Origin of the sequence: Demequina sediminis (genome assembly GCF_039545075.1) — a bacterium.
Lineage (GTDB): Bacteria > Actinomycetota > Actinomycetes > Actinomycetales > Demequinaceae > Demequina > Demequina sediminis.
The window spans coordinates 133,686-147,311 of sequence record NZ_BAABRR010000003.1; the positions used below are offsets into that span (position 1 = coordinate 133,686).

The window sequence follows — 13,626 nt, forward strand, 5'->3', positions numbered from 1 at the left end:
GCACCTCATAGTCAACCGACGCTCCCTGAGAACCGGCTGAGACGGGGACGGGAGTTGGCCGGGAACGGCCTCCTCCGCTCAGTCGGCCGCGAGCGAGCCGAGCTCGTCGCCGCCGGTCGCGCTGCCTCCCACGACGAGTCCGCTCACCTCCTCGCCGTCGACGCTTGCGCCCGTGCTGATCGTGTACTCCTCGCCCGACACCAGGCCGGGGACGGACAACACGACCGCCTGAGAGATCTTCGAGGTCGTGAAGGACGCAACGTGGTCGCCATCCGAGTCCGAGACCGTGATCACGGTGCCCTCGGCGATCGCGGAGGCGAAGCTCACGGTGAGCACTCCCTGGTCGCCGGTCGCGGTGGGCGACACCAGCATCCCGGCCGAGCCTGCCGCCACGAGCGAGCCGCCCGTGATCTCGAATGTGCCGTTGACGTCGATTGCGCCGTTGCCGTTGTTGGTCGGACCACTCACCACCACCGTGCCGCCCGTCATGGTCGCGGTGCCGTTCGAGTCGAGCCCGTCGCCGTCGGCGTCGATCACCCACGTGCCGCCGGTGATCTCGAGGTAGCGTCCCTCCGCGGCCTGCTCCATGCCTCCTCCTGGTCCCATCGCGACGGTGGTGGCGTCGGTGGCGCCGTCTGTCGTCGCGACGGTGGCCGCGTCACTCGTGGCCGCACCGTCTGTCGTCGTGCTGTCGGCGGCCGCGTCCCCGGTGGCCGCATCGTCCTGGGTGCGGCCGGGCCGCGTGCCACCGCCGGGCATCGTTCCTCCGCCGGCTCCCGCCGCGGCGTCCGTGCCGCCATTGACGTTGATGCCGTCGTCGCTCGCGACGATGCTCCCCTCACCTCCCGTGAGGCGGATCACTCCTCCCTCGAGGCCCTCGTAGGACGCCGAGATGTCCACCGTGCCGTCCGACACGTGCAGGACACCCTCGGTGGTGATGCCATCGTCCTCGGCGGCGAGAGCGAGCGCGCCGCCCTCGATCGCGACCTGGCGATACGCGTCGATCGCGTCGACCCCGGCGGTCACGTCGATCGTGCCGCCGTCGATCCACACGACGCCCAGCGCCTCGCCATCCTCGTTGGCCACGTCCTCGTTGTCGGAGCGCAGCCCGTCGCCGCCCGCCTCGACGGTGACGGCCCCTGCCGAGATCACCAGGTGGTCCTTGCCTCGAATGCCGTCGTCCGCGGCGGTGACGGTGAGGTCACCTCCGGCGATGACCAGGCCGTCCTTCGACGTGATGCCGTCCGCGGCCACGCCGTTGACCACGAGCGCTCCGTCGCCCGCGATCCAGAGGTTCGCGGTCGAGTACAGCGTCGCGTTCGGGGTGTCCGTCGACGCGGAGTCCTCGGCGTCCTCCGTGGCCACGGTCGCGTCGGCCGCATCGGAGAGCGTGTTCGTCGACCCGGCGGCGAGCCACACGATCGCCTCGTCGGCGCCCTCGATGTCCAGCGCGGCGGTGTCGGGCGACGTGATGTCGACTCCGTCGAGAATCAGCGTGACGTCCTCGTCGGCGGTCGCGACCACCACGCGCCCCTCGGAGAGGGTGCCCGAGAGCCGATAGACGCCGCCCGCGGTGATGGTGACGGTCGACCCGTCGACGGTCACCCCATCGCCGCCCGTGGAGCCCGAGTCCGACAGCGTGATGTCGACGGCGGCGGATTCGTCGACGGCGAGATCGACCTCCTTGACGCCCAGCTCGGCATACGTGACCTCGGTCAGGACGTCGGTCGACGCGGCGACGGTCGTGGCGGTGTCGCCGGAGTCGGTCGTGTCCGTCGAGACCACGGCCTCGTCCGAGCCGGTGGCCGTGACCTCGGTGGGCTCGGCGGAGGTGCAGCCGGCCAAAAACAGCGTGCCGGTGAGGAGGCCGGCGAACAGGAGGGTGGGCTTGCGCATGACAGGGCCTTTCTTAAGCCGCCGGGGCGGGGGTCGGGGAGAGGTGGCGGCGCATCGTGCGCGCCCACCGGTTCGCGGGGAGCTCACGCTGGAGCGCCGCGAGCGACGTGCAGTACTTGGACACCCGCGCGGGTCGCACGCCACGTGCCCACAGGGCGCGGTCGACGTCGCCCGCGCGGCGGGCGGTCTTGGTTTCGACGATGATCGCGTCGCCGAAGTGCAGGTGCGCGCCGTCCGTGTCGATCGCGGTGACGTCACGATCGATGGTCACGCGCGAGCCGTCGAGCACCAGCGTGGAGCGTCGGTAGTGCGTCGCGAGCACCGCCTCGAGGCGGTCGACCGCGGGAGCGACCTGCGGGAAGCCCGCGACAAACTCCCTGGCGGGGCCGTCGAGCCGCCGGTCGCGCGCCGCCCCCTCGGGGAGCCACTCGCGGTGCTTGACGGTCTCGCCCTTGGCCGAGCGCAGCTTGACCTCGATCGAGCGGCCTCCCGTGTCGAGGTACTCGCGGATGCGCACCTTGTAGCGCGAGGGGCGACGGTGGGCCGCGGCGGCATACGACTCGAGCTCGGGGGTGTCGAAGTAGATCGACGAGTAGCCGAAGTCGCGGGCGCCGTCGATCTCGAGCGCGCGCATCGCCGGTATGGCGGCCATGACGTCCGCCCACACCGCGGGGGCGACGATGTACTTGCGGTCCACGCGCGTGAGCAGCGCGGCCTCGGATTCGAGCTGAGCGAGGGCCACCGAGGGAAGGTCGGCGAGGCGCTCCTCCCAGGCGGTCATCGCGAGGCCTCGGCTGCGGGGGCAACGGTCACGGGCGCCGTGGTGCGCATCGGCACGGGGACCGTCTCGACCGTGGGAGCGTGCGCGGTGACGTGCCCGGCATCGTCCCCCGAGCGCGCGGGGGCGACGAGCGAGTAGCGGACGTCCACCAGCGTGGTCTCCTCGACCATGTCGACCTTGCGCAGCGTGACGCGGTGAATCTCCGCGCCGAGCAAGGCCGCGAGGTGGCGGCGCGCCTCCTCCTCGAGGGGAAGGGCGCGGTCGAGCACCATCTGCTGGTGACGCGTGCGGCGGAACAGGGAAGGGTGATCGCCCACGAGGATCACGGCGAGCAGCACGGCCATGAGCGTGAGGCTCACCGACGGGCTGATCGCGGGGAAGCCGCCCAGCAGGCCCAGCGCGATCGCGGTGAAGTAGTACGCGATCTCCGCATGGTCCATCTCGGTCGAGCGCAGGCGGATGATCGACAGCACCGCGAAGATCCCCAGACCGAAGCCGAGCGAGATCTCCGCGTTGGTCATCGCATACGTGACGCCCATGACGCCCACGTTGATCGACAGCAGCGCCACGATCATGTCGCGACGGCGGTGGCGGGGGAAGTAGAGGCCGAACACAAGGATGGCGATCGCGACCAGGTCGGCGGCGATGAAGGCATAGACGGGCATGGGCACCTCTCGATTTCGGGGGCGCCGGGCGAGACCGCCGGGCCGCTTGTTCACCTCGATGTAACCCGCGCCGGCTGTGAGAGGGCTGGGAGCAGAAGTGGAGTCACCTGGGATCGGAGCCTCGTCCCTCGAGGTCAGCTCGCGCCGCCACCGCGCACCTCCCGAAGATGCCGCCCCGAGCGTGCTCTCCGTGCGCTCCCAGCAAATCGTGAGGATGGCCCGCGATACTGGGGTCATGCCCGAACGCCGAATCCTGGTTGTCGATGACGAGGACAACCTCCGCACCATGCTCTGCGCCGCCCTGCGCTACGAGGGGTACTCGGTCTCCGAGGCCACCGACGGCCACGAGGGGCTGCGCGCGGTGCGCGAGACGCGCCCCGACCTCATCGTGCTCGACGTCATGATGCCCGGTCTCGACGGCTTCGCCGTGTGCCGGCGCCTGCGCGAGTCGGGGGATCGCACCCCCATCATCTTCCTCACCGCGCGTGACAGCGCCAAGGACAAGGTCGAGGGGCTCACGATCGGGGGCGACGACTACCTCCAGAAGCCGTTCAACCTCGACGAGCTCGTGGCACGCGTCGAGGCCGTGTCGCGTCGCGTCGAGCGCGCCCCCAGCGCCTCGGACGTCTACCGCGTCGCGGATCTGGAACTCGACGATGTCGCGCACCGTGTCACGCGCGGCGGCGAGGAGATTCAGCTGTCCCCCACCGAATACAACCTCCTGCGCCACCTCATGCAGCACACCGGGCGGGTGCTCTCGCGCGGCCAGCTGCTCGAGGGCGTGTGGGGATACTCGCGCGATGACGACCCCGGCGTGGTCGAGACCTACATCGGCTACGTGCGCCGCAAGGTCGACGCCACCGAGCCGAAGCTCATCCACACCATCCGCGGCGTGGGCTACACGCTGAGGCTGCCGTGACCCGACCCGAGGGACTCAGTCTGCGGGCACGACTCATGGTGGGGCTGGCGGGCATCGCCGCCGCGGTCATCATGGTGGCCGCGTTCGTCACCGCGGTGACGCACTCATACCTGGTCGAACAGCTCGACGAGCGCCTCGCGTCCTCCTCGGGCCCCGTCGACACGACGCGCCACGAGCCCCGGCTCAGCGACGGCGACACGGACCCCGACGTCTCGCGCCCCTCGGACGTGCTGCGCGGGGTCGTCGACTCGTCGGGCTCGCTGCAGGTGTTCTTCTCCCCGAATGTCGACGGCGCGGATGGCACGGTCCCCGTGCTCACGGCCGGCGACCTGCCCACGTCCGGCTCGGTCTTCCTCACGGTGCCGGCGTCGGACGGCGAGGGCCCCGGCTACCGCGTCCTCGCGAAGGCCACGAGTTTCGGTACGGACATCACCGCCCTCTCGCTCGACTCCGTGGAGGCCACGACGCAGCGCCTCATGCTGATCGAGGCCGTCGGGCTCGTGATCGTGATCGGCGGTCTCGCGGCGGTGGGCGGCTGGGTGATCAGGCTGGGCATCACGCCGATGCGCCGCATGGTCGACGCCTCGGCCCGCATCGCGGGCGGCGACCTCGACGTGCGCCTCGAGGGCGCGGGCCGCGGCTCGGAGTCCGCGGCGCTCGCGACCTCGCTCAACACCATGATCTCGACGCTCACGGACGCCCTCGAGGAACGCGAGCGCTCCGAGGCGCGCCTCCGTGAGTTCGTCGCCGATGCCTCGCACGAGCTGCGCACGCCGCTCACCACGGTGCTCGGCTACGCCGAGCTGTATCGGCGCGGCGCGCTCACGCGTGACGAGGACATCGCGGACGCATGGCGTCGTACCGAGGCGGAGGCTGGCCGCATGCGCCGCCTGGTCGAGGACCTGCTCGAGCTCGCGAAGTACGACGCCGAGCCGCAGATGTCGCCGATCGAGGTGGACCTCAGCGCGTTGTGCGCCGAGGTCCTCGGCGACGCGACCGCGGCGCGCGAGGGCGTGAGCTTTGCGCTCGACGCCGCCGCGCCCATCATCGTCATGGGCGACCCCGACCGCCTGCGGCAGGCGGTCATCAACGTCGTGACCAATGCGGCCGTCCACGGCGGCTCGGCCGTCAGGGTCGCCGTCAGCGGGGACGATGCCGTGGCCAGGATCGCGGTGAGCGACGACGGCCCGGGGATGTCGCCCGAGATGGCGGCGCGCGCGACCGAGAGGTTCGTGCGCGGCGACCACTCGCGCACCCGCGCCACGGGTGGGGCGGGGCTCGGACTTGCGATCACCGCGGCGATCGTGTCGGTCCACGGGGGAACGCTCGACGTCGACTCCGCACAGGGCCGGGGCACGACGGTGACGCTGACGTTCCCGCGTCAGCCCTCGGCGCGCGCGTAGAGCCGCTGCAGCTCCTCGAAGTGGGCGTCCGAGTCGACGCGTGCCGGCTCGTCGCCCGCGATGACCTGAGCAAGGCGATCGAGGTGCCAGTGCCACCCGGCGGCGTAGTCCGGATGGTGCGGGTCAGGTGCGAGGTGATCGAAGGTCAGCCGCGTGCCGTCCCCCGCGGGGGCGAGGGTCATCCGTACCCGCCACGGCATCGTCCCCTCTCCCCACTCGTACGCGAGGGCGACGGGTTCCTCCCAGGCCGTCACGACCCCCGTCGCCGTGCCAGCCTCGCCGTAGTCGAACGTCACCGTGCCGCCCGCCCGCCCGCCCCTCGAAGGTCGCGCGGTACGACCACCGCCCGGTGTCCTCCGGCGAGGTGAGCGCGCTCCACACGCGTGTGGGCGGCGCGGTAAGGTCGCGCTCGAATCGCAACACGTCCCGCCCGTCGATCACGAGTACGCGGCCCTCGTGGGCGGGATCGAGCGACGTTGCGGCATCCATGACTCCCAGTGTGCGCCGGTGAGGCGAGCGCGCAACCGCTAGAGACGTTGCTTGACGTAGTGGACCACGGCGTTCGCGTGCCCATGACCCATGCCGTGCTCGTCCTTGAGGTGGGCGACCGCCTGCATGTGGGTGTCTCCCGCGTCGAGACGCGCCGCGGCGAGGTCCAGCCACTCCTGCATCGGGCGGCCGTACGTGCGCTCGATGCTCGGGAAGTAGGACACCGGACCGGCGAGCTTGCGTCCCGGCTCCAGATGCGGAGCCGGGACGCGGTGCTCGCTCACGCGGCCGCCAACACGGACTCGAGGCGCAGGTAGCTGGACTCCATGCCGTCCGTCATGCCGGTGGCCAGGATCATGTCGCGCAGGTCCTTGTCGGGATAGGTGATGACCAGGCTCATCAGCGTCCCGCCCGCGACGGGCGTGAGAGTGAGCTCGTTGGTGGTGCCCGGCCCGGGCATCCCGATCATGCGCTCGGAGGTGACCTCGCGGTACGGCGGGTCGGAGGCGAGGAGCTCGCCCTCGAAGCCGAAGGCCTCGGCGCCATCCGCCGGCCCTCCCGCGACGGGCGCCCAGCGGTTCGTGTACGAGTCGCCCACGGCGGACGCGACATCGGCAGTGGTCATCTCCCAGCCCTCGGGTCCCAGGAGCCAGCGCTGCATGAGCGCGGGCTCGTGGTGGGCGCGCCACACCTGCTCGACCGTGCCGCGGATGACGCGCGAGACGCGCACCTGGGTGTCGGAGAGCAGCTGCGCCTGCGTCGCGCGGCCAGCGGCGAAGGACTCGAGGTCCGCGAGCACCGCGTCCATCTGCGACATCGCCGAGCGCAGCCCCTCCTCCATCCCCATGTCGACCACGGTCTGCAGGGACTCGATCGAGTCGAAGTAGGTGACCGACGTGAAGCGCGAGCCGTCGGGGGTCGGCTCGAACGTGTAGACCATGCGCATGGCGGGGAGGTCGGTGTTGTCCGAGCCGTCCGCGTTGGCGAAGCCGTCCTCGACCTCGAAGGAGCGAGGGGCATCGACGGAGATCCACCGCCAGTAGCCGCGCGACGTCTCGCCGTCGGGCCCGGTCATGGCGTACTCGGAGCGACCGCCAGGGGCGGCGTCGTGCCTGGTGAAGGTGGCCGGCCATTCCTCGGGGCCCCAGAAGCGCTCGAGCTGACGCGGATCGAGATAGGCCTGGAAGAGCCGCTCGACGGGGACGGCGTATTCGCCGACGACGGTGATGGTGAGGGCCTCCGGGTCGGAGGCGACGGTCGTGAGAGGCATGGGCACTCCTTGGGGACTGTCAGGGACGCGGCGGGGGCGGCGGATCGGCGAGGACCTCGTCGAGCCGGCTGAACCGGGCCCTCCACAGGTCCTCGAGTTGAGTGAGCAGGGCGCGGGCACGGGCGATCTGGGCGGCGTTGCCCCTCACCATGCGCTCGCGTCCGCGGGAGTGCTTGGTCACCAGACCGGCTCCCTCCAGGACTGCCACGTGCTTCTGCACCGCGGCGAAGGACATGTCGTAGGCCCTGGCCAGCTCGCTGACAGAGGACTCGACGGAGAGCGTCCGACGGACAATGTCGCGCCGGGTCGCGTCTGCCAGCGCGTGGAAGATGCGATCCACGTCGGCCTGAGCGAGTTCATCTACAACCATGTGGTTGCACGTTACGCCCCCGCGCGCTCTCCCGCAACCCCTCGCGCGACGCGGGTGGCTCCCGGAGCGACAAAGGCGGGCCGCCGCGCGTTGAGACCTCACGGGCATTCGACGAGGGGGCACCATGACGGACATCCGCTGGCAGGTCGACCGCTATGTCGCGCTGGGGTATCCGCGCCTCGCGGGGCTTACCGACGCGCGGTTCCGCGCGCTCGCCGAGCCGTTGACCGACGCCGCTGAGACGCGCGAGGACGTCACCCTGGTAGTGACGCGTGAGCTCATCGATCCGGAGGAGCGAGTGCCGCTGCTGCGCTTGAGCGACGGCACCAAGCAGGGGATTCTCGACAAGAATCACTTCTCCGATGCCCGCGCAGGCCTCGCGCCCTACGACCCTCGGCCCGAACTCGCCGTGCCCTCCGGCCCGCTGTATCTCCTCGAGGGGTTCGACCGGGGCGACCGCTACCGCGGAGTCGCACCCCGCGACACGCGCGAGCCGATCGCCGCCGCCGGGCGCACCCCGCTCACGATCGACGAGGGCCTCTCGGTGCTCGCGCTCGACCCCGCGGTCCTGGCGAAGAATCACTGCTTCATGCTCGACGGCTCGACGCGCGGCGACAAGCGCGTCCCCGCGCTGTGGATCAGCGCCGGCGCGCCGAAGCTGGGCTGGTGCTTCGACGGCGTGCCGCACGACTGGCTAGGGATGGCGAGCGCGAGCGCCCGCCATCCCTGAGCCCTCCGTCGACCTAGCCGGCGAGGCCGGTCAGGCGGAACAGGAAGGCCGCCATCGCGTCACGCGTGGTCGCGGAGCGCGGCCGGAATTCCGCGGCGTCACCCTCGACCCACCCCGTCGAGATACCCGACTCGGCGAGCCACGCGATCTCCGTGTAGAACTCCGTCGAACCCGGCGCGACGTCCACGAACGCGGACTCGGCGGGGGCCTCGTACCCCGCCGGTGCGGCGAACCGGTAGAGGAACGCCGCGATTGCGTCCCGGGTGATGGGCGCGAGCGGCCGATACTCCTGACCCGCCGCAGTCTCCCACCCGAGCGTGATCTGCTGATCCGCGAGCCACGTGATCTCGGCGTAGAACTCGGTGGTCGACGGCGTCACGTCGATGAAGGGAGAGGCCGCGGGAGCCTCCCACTCGGGCGACCCCGCGAGCCGGTAGAGGAACGCGGCCATGGCGTCACGCGTGATCGTGCCCAGCGGACGGAACTCCCGGCCGCCGTCGGTCTCCCACCCACGAGTGATCCCCTGCTCCGCGAGCCACGAGATCTCGGTAAAGAACTCGGTGTGGCGTGCATCGTCGATCACCGGCGAGATGTCGGTGAGGAGCGTCGCGGGCTCATGCGCGGGAACGTCCGCGAAGGCCACGTTCTCGAGGTAGTCGTGGAGCATCGTGCGCCACACCTGGAAGGTGTGTCCGCCGTCCATCGAGTGCTCGTCGACGCGCAGCCCGAGTTGGCGATACGCGAGCGCGCGCTGCGCGGAGCCCTCGCCGATCCCCGCGAGGTAGTCCTGCTCGCCCGCGCCCACGTGAATGCCGAGCGCGCTGTCGAGGTTGGCCAGCTCGTCGGCCGAGATGTCGCCCAGGCCCAGTTGTGCCCCCGACCAGATCCCGAAGTAGCCGAACAGGTCGGCATCATGCTGAAGCAGGTGCGTCGAGATGCCGCCGCCCATCGACAGTCCGCCGAAGGCGCGATCGGCCCGCTCGGTCGACACGTGATACGCGTCCTCGACCATCGGCAATACCACGGTGCGCAGCGCCTCGGCGTAGGCGGCATAGAGGGTAGTGCCCTCCTCCGTCGAGCCGGAGTCGAAGTTGTAGAAGTTGGTGGTCACCACCACGGTGTCCTCGATCGCGCCGGTGTCGATCGCGTGCTCGACGATGTTCGCCGCGCGCCCCTGGCTGAACCACGACGTCTCGTTGTCGTATGCGCCGTGCGAGAGCACGAGCAGCTGATAGGGCTCGGCCCGCTCGGGGTCGTATCCGGGAGGCAGGTACACGCCCAGCTGGTTGTCGCCCGCGGGCGAGATCTCCCCCGCGTCGGTGAACAGCACGTGTTCCAGGGTGCCGTCGACGGGGTGACCCTGGGCGTCGGCGTCGTAGGTCGGGAACGAGGGGTGAGAGGGGACGAAGACCTGGGACAGCGCCTGGGACGATGCCCCGGTCGCGTCAGCGAAGACCGGAGGGTTGGTGGGGTCGGGCGTCGCGGCGCACGAGAAGCCCATCGTGCACGGCTCGTCGGTGTGCGCGAACCCGTAGCTGAAGGCGCCCGCCGGCAGCGCCATCGTGATCTCGAAGAGCCCCTCGGACACCTCCGTGAGCTCGGCGGGCACGTTGGTGAAGAGCGGATGCGAGATGTCGCCCTCGCGCCACTCGTCGCCGGTGCGACCCTCGTGGCTGAAGAAGGTCTCCGCCCCGCCCAGCATGTCGGGCTGAGTGAAGTAGGTGTCGCCGAGCAGGTACACGTGTGCGGAGTCGGACTCCACGCGGAACGTGACCTCGTATCCCGTCGGGGCGGTGTCGGTCTTGGTGACGGTCGCGCCCAGGGGCGAGGGTACGGGCTCGGCCGACGCCGCGCCCGCTCCGACAAGGGCGGAGGCGAGCGACAGGGTCGCAAGCCACGTGGCGCGGCGGGCAAGGGTGCGGCGGTGGGCCGCGGTGGTCTCCATCAGATTGTTCCTTCCACGGCGTGCGCCTCCGTTGGCGCACACTCACGATCGGGGGCGCGACGGCCCTGGCCTGACTCCATTGGCAGGCCGATGCTCGACCTGACCCCAGCCAACCGACACCCCGTGCCTCGGGGGAGCGCGTCCGCACAACCTGTCGGCGCTCCCGCACAACCTGCACCCCCGCGACCACGACCCCTAGGCGCCGCATACCCCCCTGGGGTATCTTCGATCACACCCCGCACGCCGACGTACGAGGGAGGCAACCATGTCCACGTGGCGAGTCCGAGACGCCCACGCCCACGACCTCGAGGGGATCGTGCGGCTCTGGGAGCGCTCGCGCGCCGCCGGCATCGAGCCGGTCTACGCACTCGCGGAGGTCCTCACCTCCGCGTCGGAGGACATCGCGGTGGTCGCCGCCGTGGGAGACCAGATCGTGGGCGCGGCCGTCGGCAGGCGCGCACACAACCAGGCCTGGGTGGTGTTCCACGGGGTGGACGATTCCTGGCACGGCCAGGGCGTGGGCCCTGCCCTGCTCGCCGCCCTCGAGACGCGGGTCGCCCATGCCGGACCCACCACCCTGTCCGCCCTGGTGCCCACCGCGCAGACCCACCTCGAGGCGTTCCGCGACGCGGGCTTCGCGGAGAAGAAGGCGGTGCGCTACCTTGAGCGCCGCCTGCCCGTGCAGCGCGCGGAGATGGCACTGCTCGCCGAACTGGGCGGCCGCGTGCTCCCGCGCGGGCTGTGGGACGGCGTCGCGGGCATGCGTCGCGAGAAGGACCTCATCGAGAAGCGTCTGGTTCTGCCACTCGCGGAGCCCTCCCTCGCCGAGCGCTATGGGGTCGCCCCGCCGCGCGCGGTCGTCATGTTCGGCCCGCCCGGCACCGGCAAGACCACGTTCGCGAAGGCCATCGCGTCGCGCCTCGAGTGGTCCTTCGTCGAGGTCTTCCCGTCGCGGCTCGCGGCGGACCCGGCCGGACTCGCGGGAGCCCTCAGGGACACGTTCCACCGCATCGCGGAGCTCGAGCACGCGGTTGTCCTCATCGACGAGGTCGAGGAGATCGCCTCGCACCGCCGCGGCGACCCGCCGTCTCCGCTGCAGGGCGTCACCAACGAGCTGCTCAAGATCATCCCCGCGTTCCGCGAGCGCCCCGACCGCCTCCTCGTGTGTGCGACCAACTTCATCCGCTCTCTCGACAGCGCATTCCTGCGCCACGGCCGCTTCGACTACGTCATCCCCATCGGCCTCCCCGACGCCGAGGCTCGCCGCGCGATCTGGACGCGCTTCATCCCTCCTGCCGCCGCATCGGCCGTCGACAGCGACGCGCTGGTCCACGCGAGCGAGGGCTTCACCCCCGCGGACATCGAGTTCGCCGCGCGGAGGGCCAGCCAGGCCGCGCTCGAGGCGGCCGTGCGCACGGGGATTGCCGGGCACGGGGACGATGCGGGTGGCGGCGCGGGCACGGGCCCCACCGCGGGCGTAGGCCCCACCACGGGCGACTACCTGGCCGCGATCGCCGCCACCCGCGCGACGGTGTCCGAGGACGTCGCGGCGGAGTTCGCCGAGGACACCGAGGGATTCGGTCGCGTCTGACCGGCACGCCCGACAGCCGCACACGGCGGCCGTAGCCTGGGGCCATGACCGACCCCACCACGCTCTCCCACCTGCGCCGCGCCATCGACGTCGCGCGGTCCGCGCGCGAGCACGGCAACCATCCCTTCGGCGCCGTGCTGGTCGACGCCAGCGGGCGGATCGTGCTCGAGGCGGAGAACACCGTCACCACGCACCGCGACGCGACGGGCCATGCCGAGACCAACCTGGTGCGCCTCGCGAGCAACCAGCTCGACGCCGACGAGCTCGCCGGCGCGACGCTCGTCACGAGCACCGAGCCGTGCGCGATGTGCTCCGGCGCGATCTACTGGGCGGGGATCGGCGCCGTCGTCTTCGGGCTGTCCGAGTCGGGGCTCCTGGCGATCACCGGCGCGCACCCCGAGAACCCCACGCTCGCGCTGCCGTGCCGCGAGGTCTTCGCGGCGGGCGGGCGCGACATTCGGGTCACGGGCCCGCTGCTCGAGGACGAGGCGGCGACCGTGCACGAGGGCTTCTGGGTCTAGCCCAGCTCCGCCAGCAGCGCGAGCTCGCGCTCGCGCGTGAGCCCCGCCACGCCCCCGCGCTCCACGCCCAGGGCGATCTCCTCGGCAAGGACGTCGCGCATCGTCTCCGCGAGGGGGCGCAGCGTCGCCCCGGTCGCCAGCAGCCGCTCGTCGGAGTGATATCCCGTACGTGCCTCCTCGCCGCGATCGGGAACCCACAGCGGCAGGGACGCCTCGCCCTTCCACCGCCGCACCCCGCGCTCCTCGAGCCAGTCGGCTGGCGCCTCGACGAGGGGGCCGGTGGCTCCGGCCGCCTCGCGCGCGGCGGCCACCATGGTCCCGAACGGGATCTGCGGACCCACCGCGTTGACGGCACCCGTCACCCCCGCCTCGACCGCGCCCAGCATCCACGCGACGAGGTCACGCACGTCGATGAGCTGCAGCGGGTGCGCCGGCTCGGCCGGCGCGAGCATGGGCGCGGCACCGGCCTGCGCCGCGCGTCGCGGCCAGTACGGGAACCGCTCCGTGTTGTCGCCCGGTCCCACGATCACGCCGGCGCGCACGAGCAGCGCCGCGGGATGCACCACGAGCGTGTCGAGCTCGCAGCGCACCTTCGCGGCGTCGTAGCGGCTCGCGTCGACGCGCTCGTCAGGGGCGGCGGGCGCGCGCAAGGGGGCGTCCTCCGGGATGAGGCTGCGCGACGGCGCATACGCCGCCACCGAGGACACGTAGGTCCAGTGCGCCGCGCGGCCCGCGAGCGCCTGCGCGGCCTCGCGCACGTGGCGCGGCTGCCAGCTCACCTCGACCACGGCGTCCCAGTCGTGCCCCGCGACCTCGGCGTAGGCGTCGGGGCTGTCGCGGTCGGCGACCACGTGCCGCGCCCCTGCCGCCACCGCTCCGGACTCGCCGCGCGCGAGACACGTGACCTCCCACCCCCGCGCGAGTGCCTCGCGGGCGGTCTCGCGACCCACCCAGGCCGTGCCTCCAAGAATCAGCAATGCGGGCATGCGGCCAGGCTAGCGGGACGATGCCCCGGGCCACGGTCGCGGTCCCGCCCTGTCATGCTC

At 71.7% G+C, this 13,626-nt stretch carries 13 protein-coding genes and 1 pseudogene; 5 read left to right on the plus strand and 9 right to left on the minus strand.

Translation table 11 applies throughout. The annotated features are described in order from the left end of the window. Window positions 1-78 precede the first annotated feature (78 nt). From ABEA62_RS04010 to ABEA62_RS04020, 3 genes are read right to left on the minus strand one after another with little or no spacing between them, the layout of a single operon-like run. Window positions 79-1,896 (minus strand): carbohydrate-binding domain-containing protein, encoded by a 1,818-nt coding sequence (locus ABEA62_RS04010; RefSeq protein WP_286214635.1) that lies wholly within the window; start codon window positions 1,894-1,896, stop codon window positions 79-81. 13 nt (window positions 1,897-1,909) lie between these two features. Further along, a complete protein-coding gene (locus tag ABEA62_RS04015) occupies window positions 1,910-2,677 on the minus strand; it encodes a polyphosphate polymerase domain-containing protein (protein WP_345378702.1) in 768 nt (255 codons plus the stop codon). After that, complete coding sequence (locus tag ABEA62_RS04020) at window positions 2,674-3,342, minus strand: DUF4956 domain-containing protein (RefSeq protein ID WP_286214631.1); 669 nt, start codon at window positions 3,340-3,342, stop codon at window positions 2,674-2,676. The genes ABEA62_RS04015 and ABEA62_RS04020 overlap by 4 nt, the downstream gene beginning before the upstream one ends. Window positions 3,343-3,577: 235 nt before the next feature. Here ABEA62_RS04020 and ABEA62_RS04025 point away from each other — a divergent pair, with 235 nt between their 5' ends. Further along, a complete protein-coding gene (locus ABEA62_RS04025; RefSeq protein ID WP_286214630.1) occupies window positions 3,578-4,261 on the plus strand; it encodes a response regulator transcription factor in 684 nt (227 codons plus the stop codon). Beyond that, window positions 4,258-5,664, plus strand: coding sequence for a sensor histidine kinase (locus ABEA62_RS04030; RefSeq protein ID WP_286214629.1), 1,407 nt, complete (start codon window positions 4,258-4,260; stop codon window positions 5,662-5,664). The genes ABEA62_RS04025 and ABEA62_RS04030 overlap by 4 nt, the downstream gene beginning before the upstream one ends. On the opposite strand, the pseudogene ABEA62_RS04035 reads toward ABEA62_RS04030, so the two are convergent. The 4 genes and pseudogenes from ABEA62_RS04035 to ABEA62_RS04050 form a co-directional block, all read right to left on the minus strand. Then, window positions 5,643-5,963, minus strand: a pseudogene (locus tag ABEA62_RS04035) (SRPBCC domain-containing protein); the annotation flags it as partial. The gene ABEA62_RS04030 and the pseudogene ABEA62_RS04035 sit on opposite strands and share 22 nt — an antisense overlap. Window positions 5,964-6,191: 228 nt before the next feature. Then, a complete protein-coding gene (locus tag ABEA62_RS04040; RefSeq protein ID WP_286214627.1) occupies window positions 6,192-6,437 on the minus strand; it encodes a DUF4287 domain-containing protein in 246 nt (81 codons plus the stop codon). Next, a complete protein-coding gene (locus ABEA62_RS04045; protein WP_286214625.1) occupies window positions 6,434-7,423 on the minus strand; it encodes an SRPBCC family protein in 990 nt (329 codons plus the stop codon). The genes ABEA62_RS04040 and ABEA62_RS04045 overlap by 4 nt, the downstream gene beginning before the upstream one ends. 19 nt (window positions 7,424-7,442) lie before the next feature. Continuing rightward, entirely contained in the window at window positions 7,443-7,793 is a 351-nt protein-coding gene (locus ABEA62_RS04050) for an ArsR/SmtB family transcription factor (RefSeq protein ID WP_286214624.1), read from the minus strand. A gap of 124 nt (window positions 7,794-7,917) precedes the next feature. Between ABEA62_RS04050 and ABEA62_RS04055 the strand changes: the two genes are divergently transcribed. Then, window positions 7,918-8,523, plus strand: a complete 606-nt coding sequence (locus tag ABEA62_RS04055; RefSeq protein WP_286214623.1) for a DUF5701 family protein — start codon at window positions 7,918-7,920, stop codon at window positions 8,521-8,523. Between the two features lie 13 nt (window positions 8,524-8,536). Here the strand turns inward: ABEA62_RS04055 and ABEA62_RS04060 are convergent, their stop codons facing one another. After that, on the minus strand, window positions 8,537-10,468 hold the full coding sequence (locus ABEA62_RS04060; protein ID WP_286214622.1) for an alpha/beta hydrolase: 1,932 nt from the start codon (window positions 10,466-10,468) through the stop codon (window positions 8,537-8,539). A gap of 265 nt (window positions 10,469-10,733) precedes the next feature. On the opposite strand from ABEA62_RS04060, the gene ABEA62_RS04065 reads away from it, so the two are divergent. Next, complete coding sequence (locus ABEA62_RS04065; RefSeq protein WP_286214621.1) at window positions 10,734-12,059, plus strand: ATP-binding protein; 1,326 nt, start codon at window positions 10,734-10,736, stop codon at window positions 12,057-12,059. A 44-nt stretch (window positions 12,060-12,103) separates the two neighbouring features. After that, entirely contained in the window at window positions 12,104-12,580 is a 477-nt protein-coding gene (locus tag ABEA62_RS04070; RefSeq protein ID WP_286214620.1) for a nucleoside deaminase, read from the plus strand. On the opposite strand, the gene ABEA62_RS04075 is transcribed toward ABEA62_RS04070, so the two are convergent. Next, complete coding sequence (locus tag ABEA62_RS04075) at window positions 12,577-13,566, minus strand: NAD-dependent epimerase/dehydratase family protein (protein ID WP_286214619.1); 990 nt, start codon at window positions 13,564-13,566, stop codon at window positions 12,577-12,579. The two genes, ABEA62_RS04070 and ABEA62_RS04075, sit on opposite strands and share 4 nt — an antisense overlap. Window positions 13,567-13,626: the final 60 nt, after the last annotated feature.

What these genes read in the sequence shown, in the direction of transcription:
- ABEA62_RS04015 (WP_345378702.1), bottom strand. Translation starts at nt 2,677, where the DNA reads ATGACCGCCTGGGAGGAGCGCCTCGCCGACCTTCCCTCGGTGGCCCTC.
- ABEA62_RS04065 (WP_286214621.1), top strand. Translation starts at nt 10,734, where the DNA reads ATGTCCACGTGGCGAGTCCGAGACGCCCACGCCCACGACCTCGAGGGG.
- ABEA62_RS04010 (WP_286214635.1), bottom strand. Translation starts at nt 1,896, where the DNA reads ATGCGCAAGCCCACCCTCCTGTTCGCCGGCCTCCTCACCGGCACGCTG.
- ABEA62_RS04050 (WP_286214624.1), bottom strand. Translation starts at nt 7,793, where the DNA reads ATGGTTGTAGATGAACTCGCTCAGGCCGACGTGGATCGCATCTTCCAC.
- ABEA62_RS04075 (WP_286214619.1), bottom strand. Translation starts at nt 13,566, where the DNA reads ATGCCCGCATTGCTGATTCTTGGAGGCACGGCCTGGGTGGGTCGCGAG.
- ABEA62_RS04070 (WP_286214620.1), top strand. Translation starts at nt 12,104, where the DNA reads ATGACCGACCCCACCACGCTCTCCCACCTGCGCCGCGCCATCGACGTC.
- ABEA62_RS04020 (WP_286214631.1), bottom strand. Translation starts at nt 3,342, where the DNA reads ATGCCCGTCTATGCCTTCATCGCCGCCGACCTGGTCGCGATCGCCATC.
- ABEA62_RS04055 (WP_286214623.1), top strand. Translation starts at nt 7,918, where the DNA reads ATGACGGACATCCGCTGGCAGGTCGACCGCTATGTCGCGCTGGGGTAT.
- ABEA62_RS04025 (WP_286214630.1), top strand. Translation starts at nt 3,578, where the DNA reads ATGCCCGAACGCCGAATCCTGGTTGTCGATGACGAGGACAACCTCCGC.
- ABEA62_RS04045 (WP_286214625.1), bottom strand. Translation starts at nt 7,423, where the DNA reads ATGCCTCTCACGACCGTCGCCTCCGACCCGGAGGCCCTCACCATCACC.
- ABEA62_RS04060 (WP_286214622.1), bottom strand. Translation starts at nt 10,468, where the DNA reads ATGGAGACCACCGCGGCCCACCGCCGCACCCTTGCCCGCCGCGCCACG.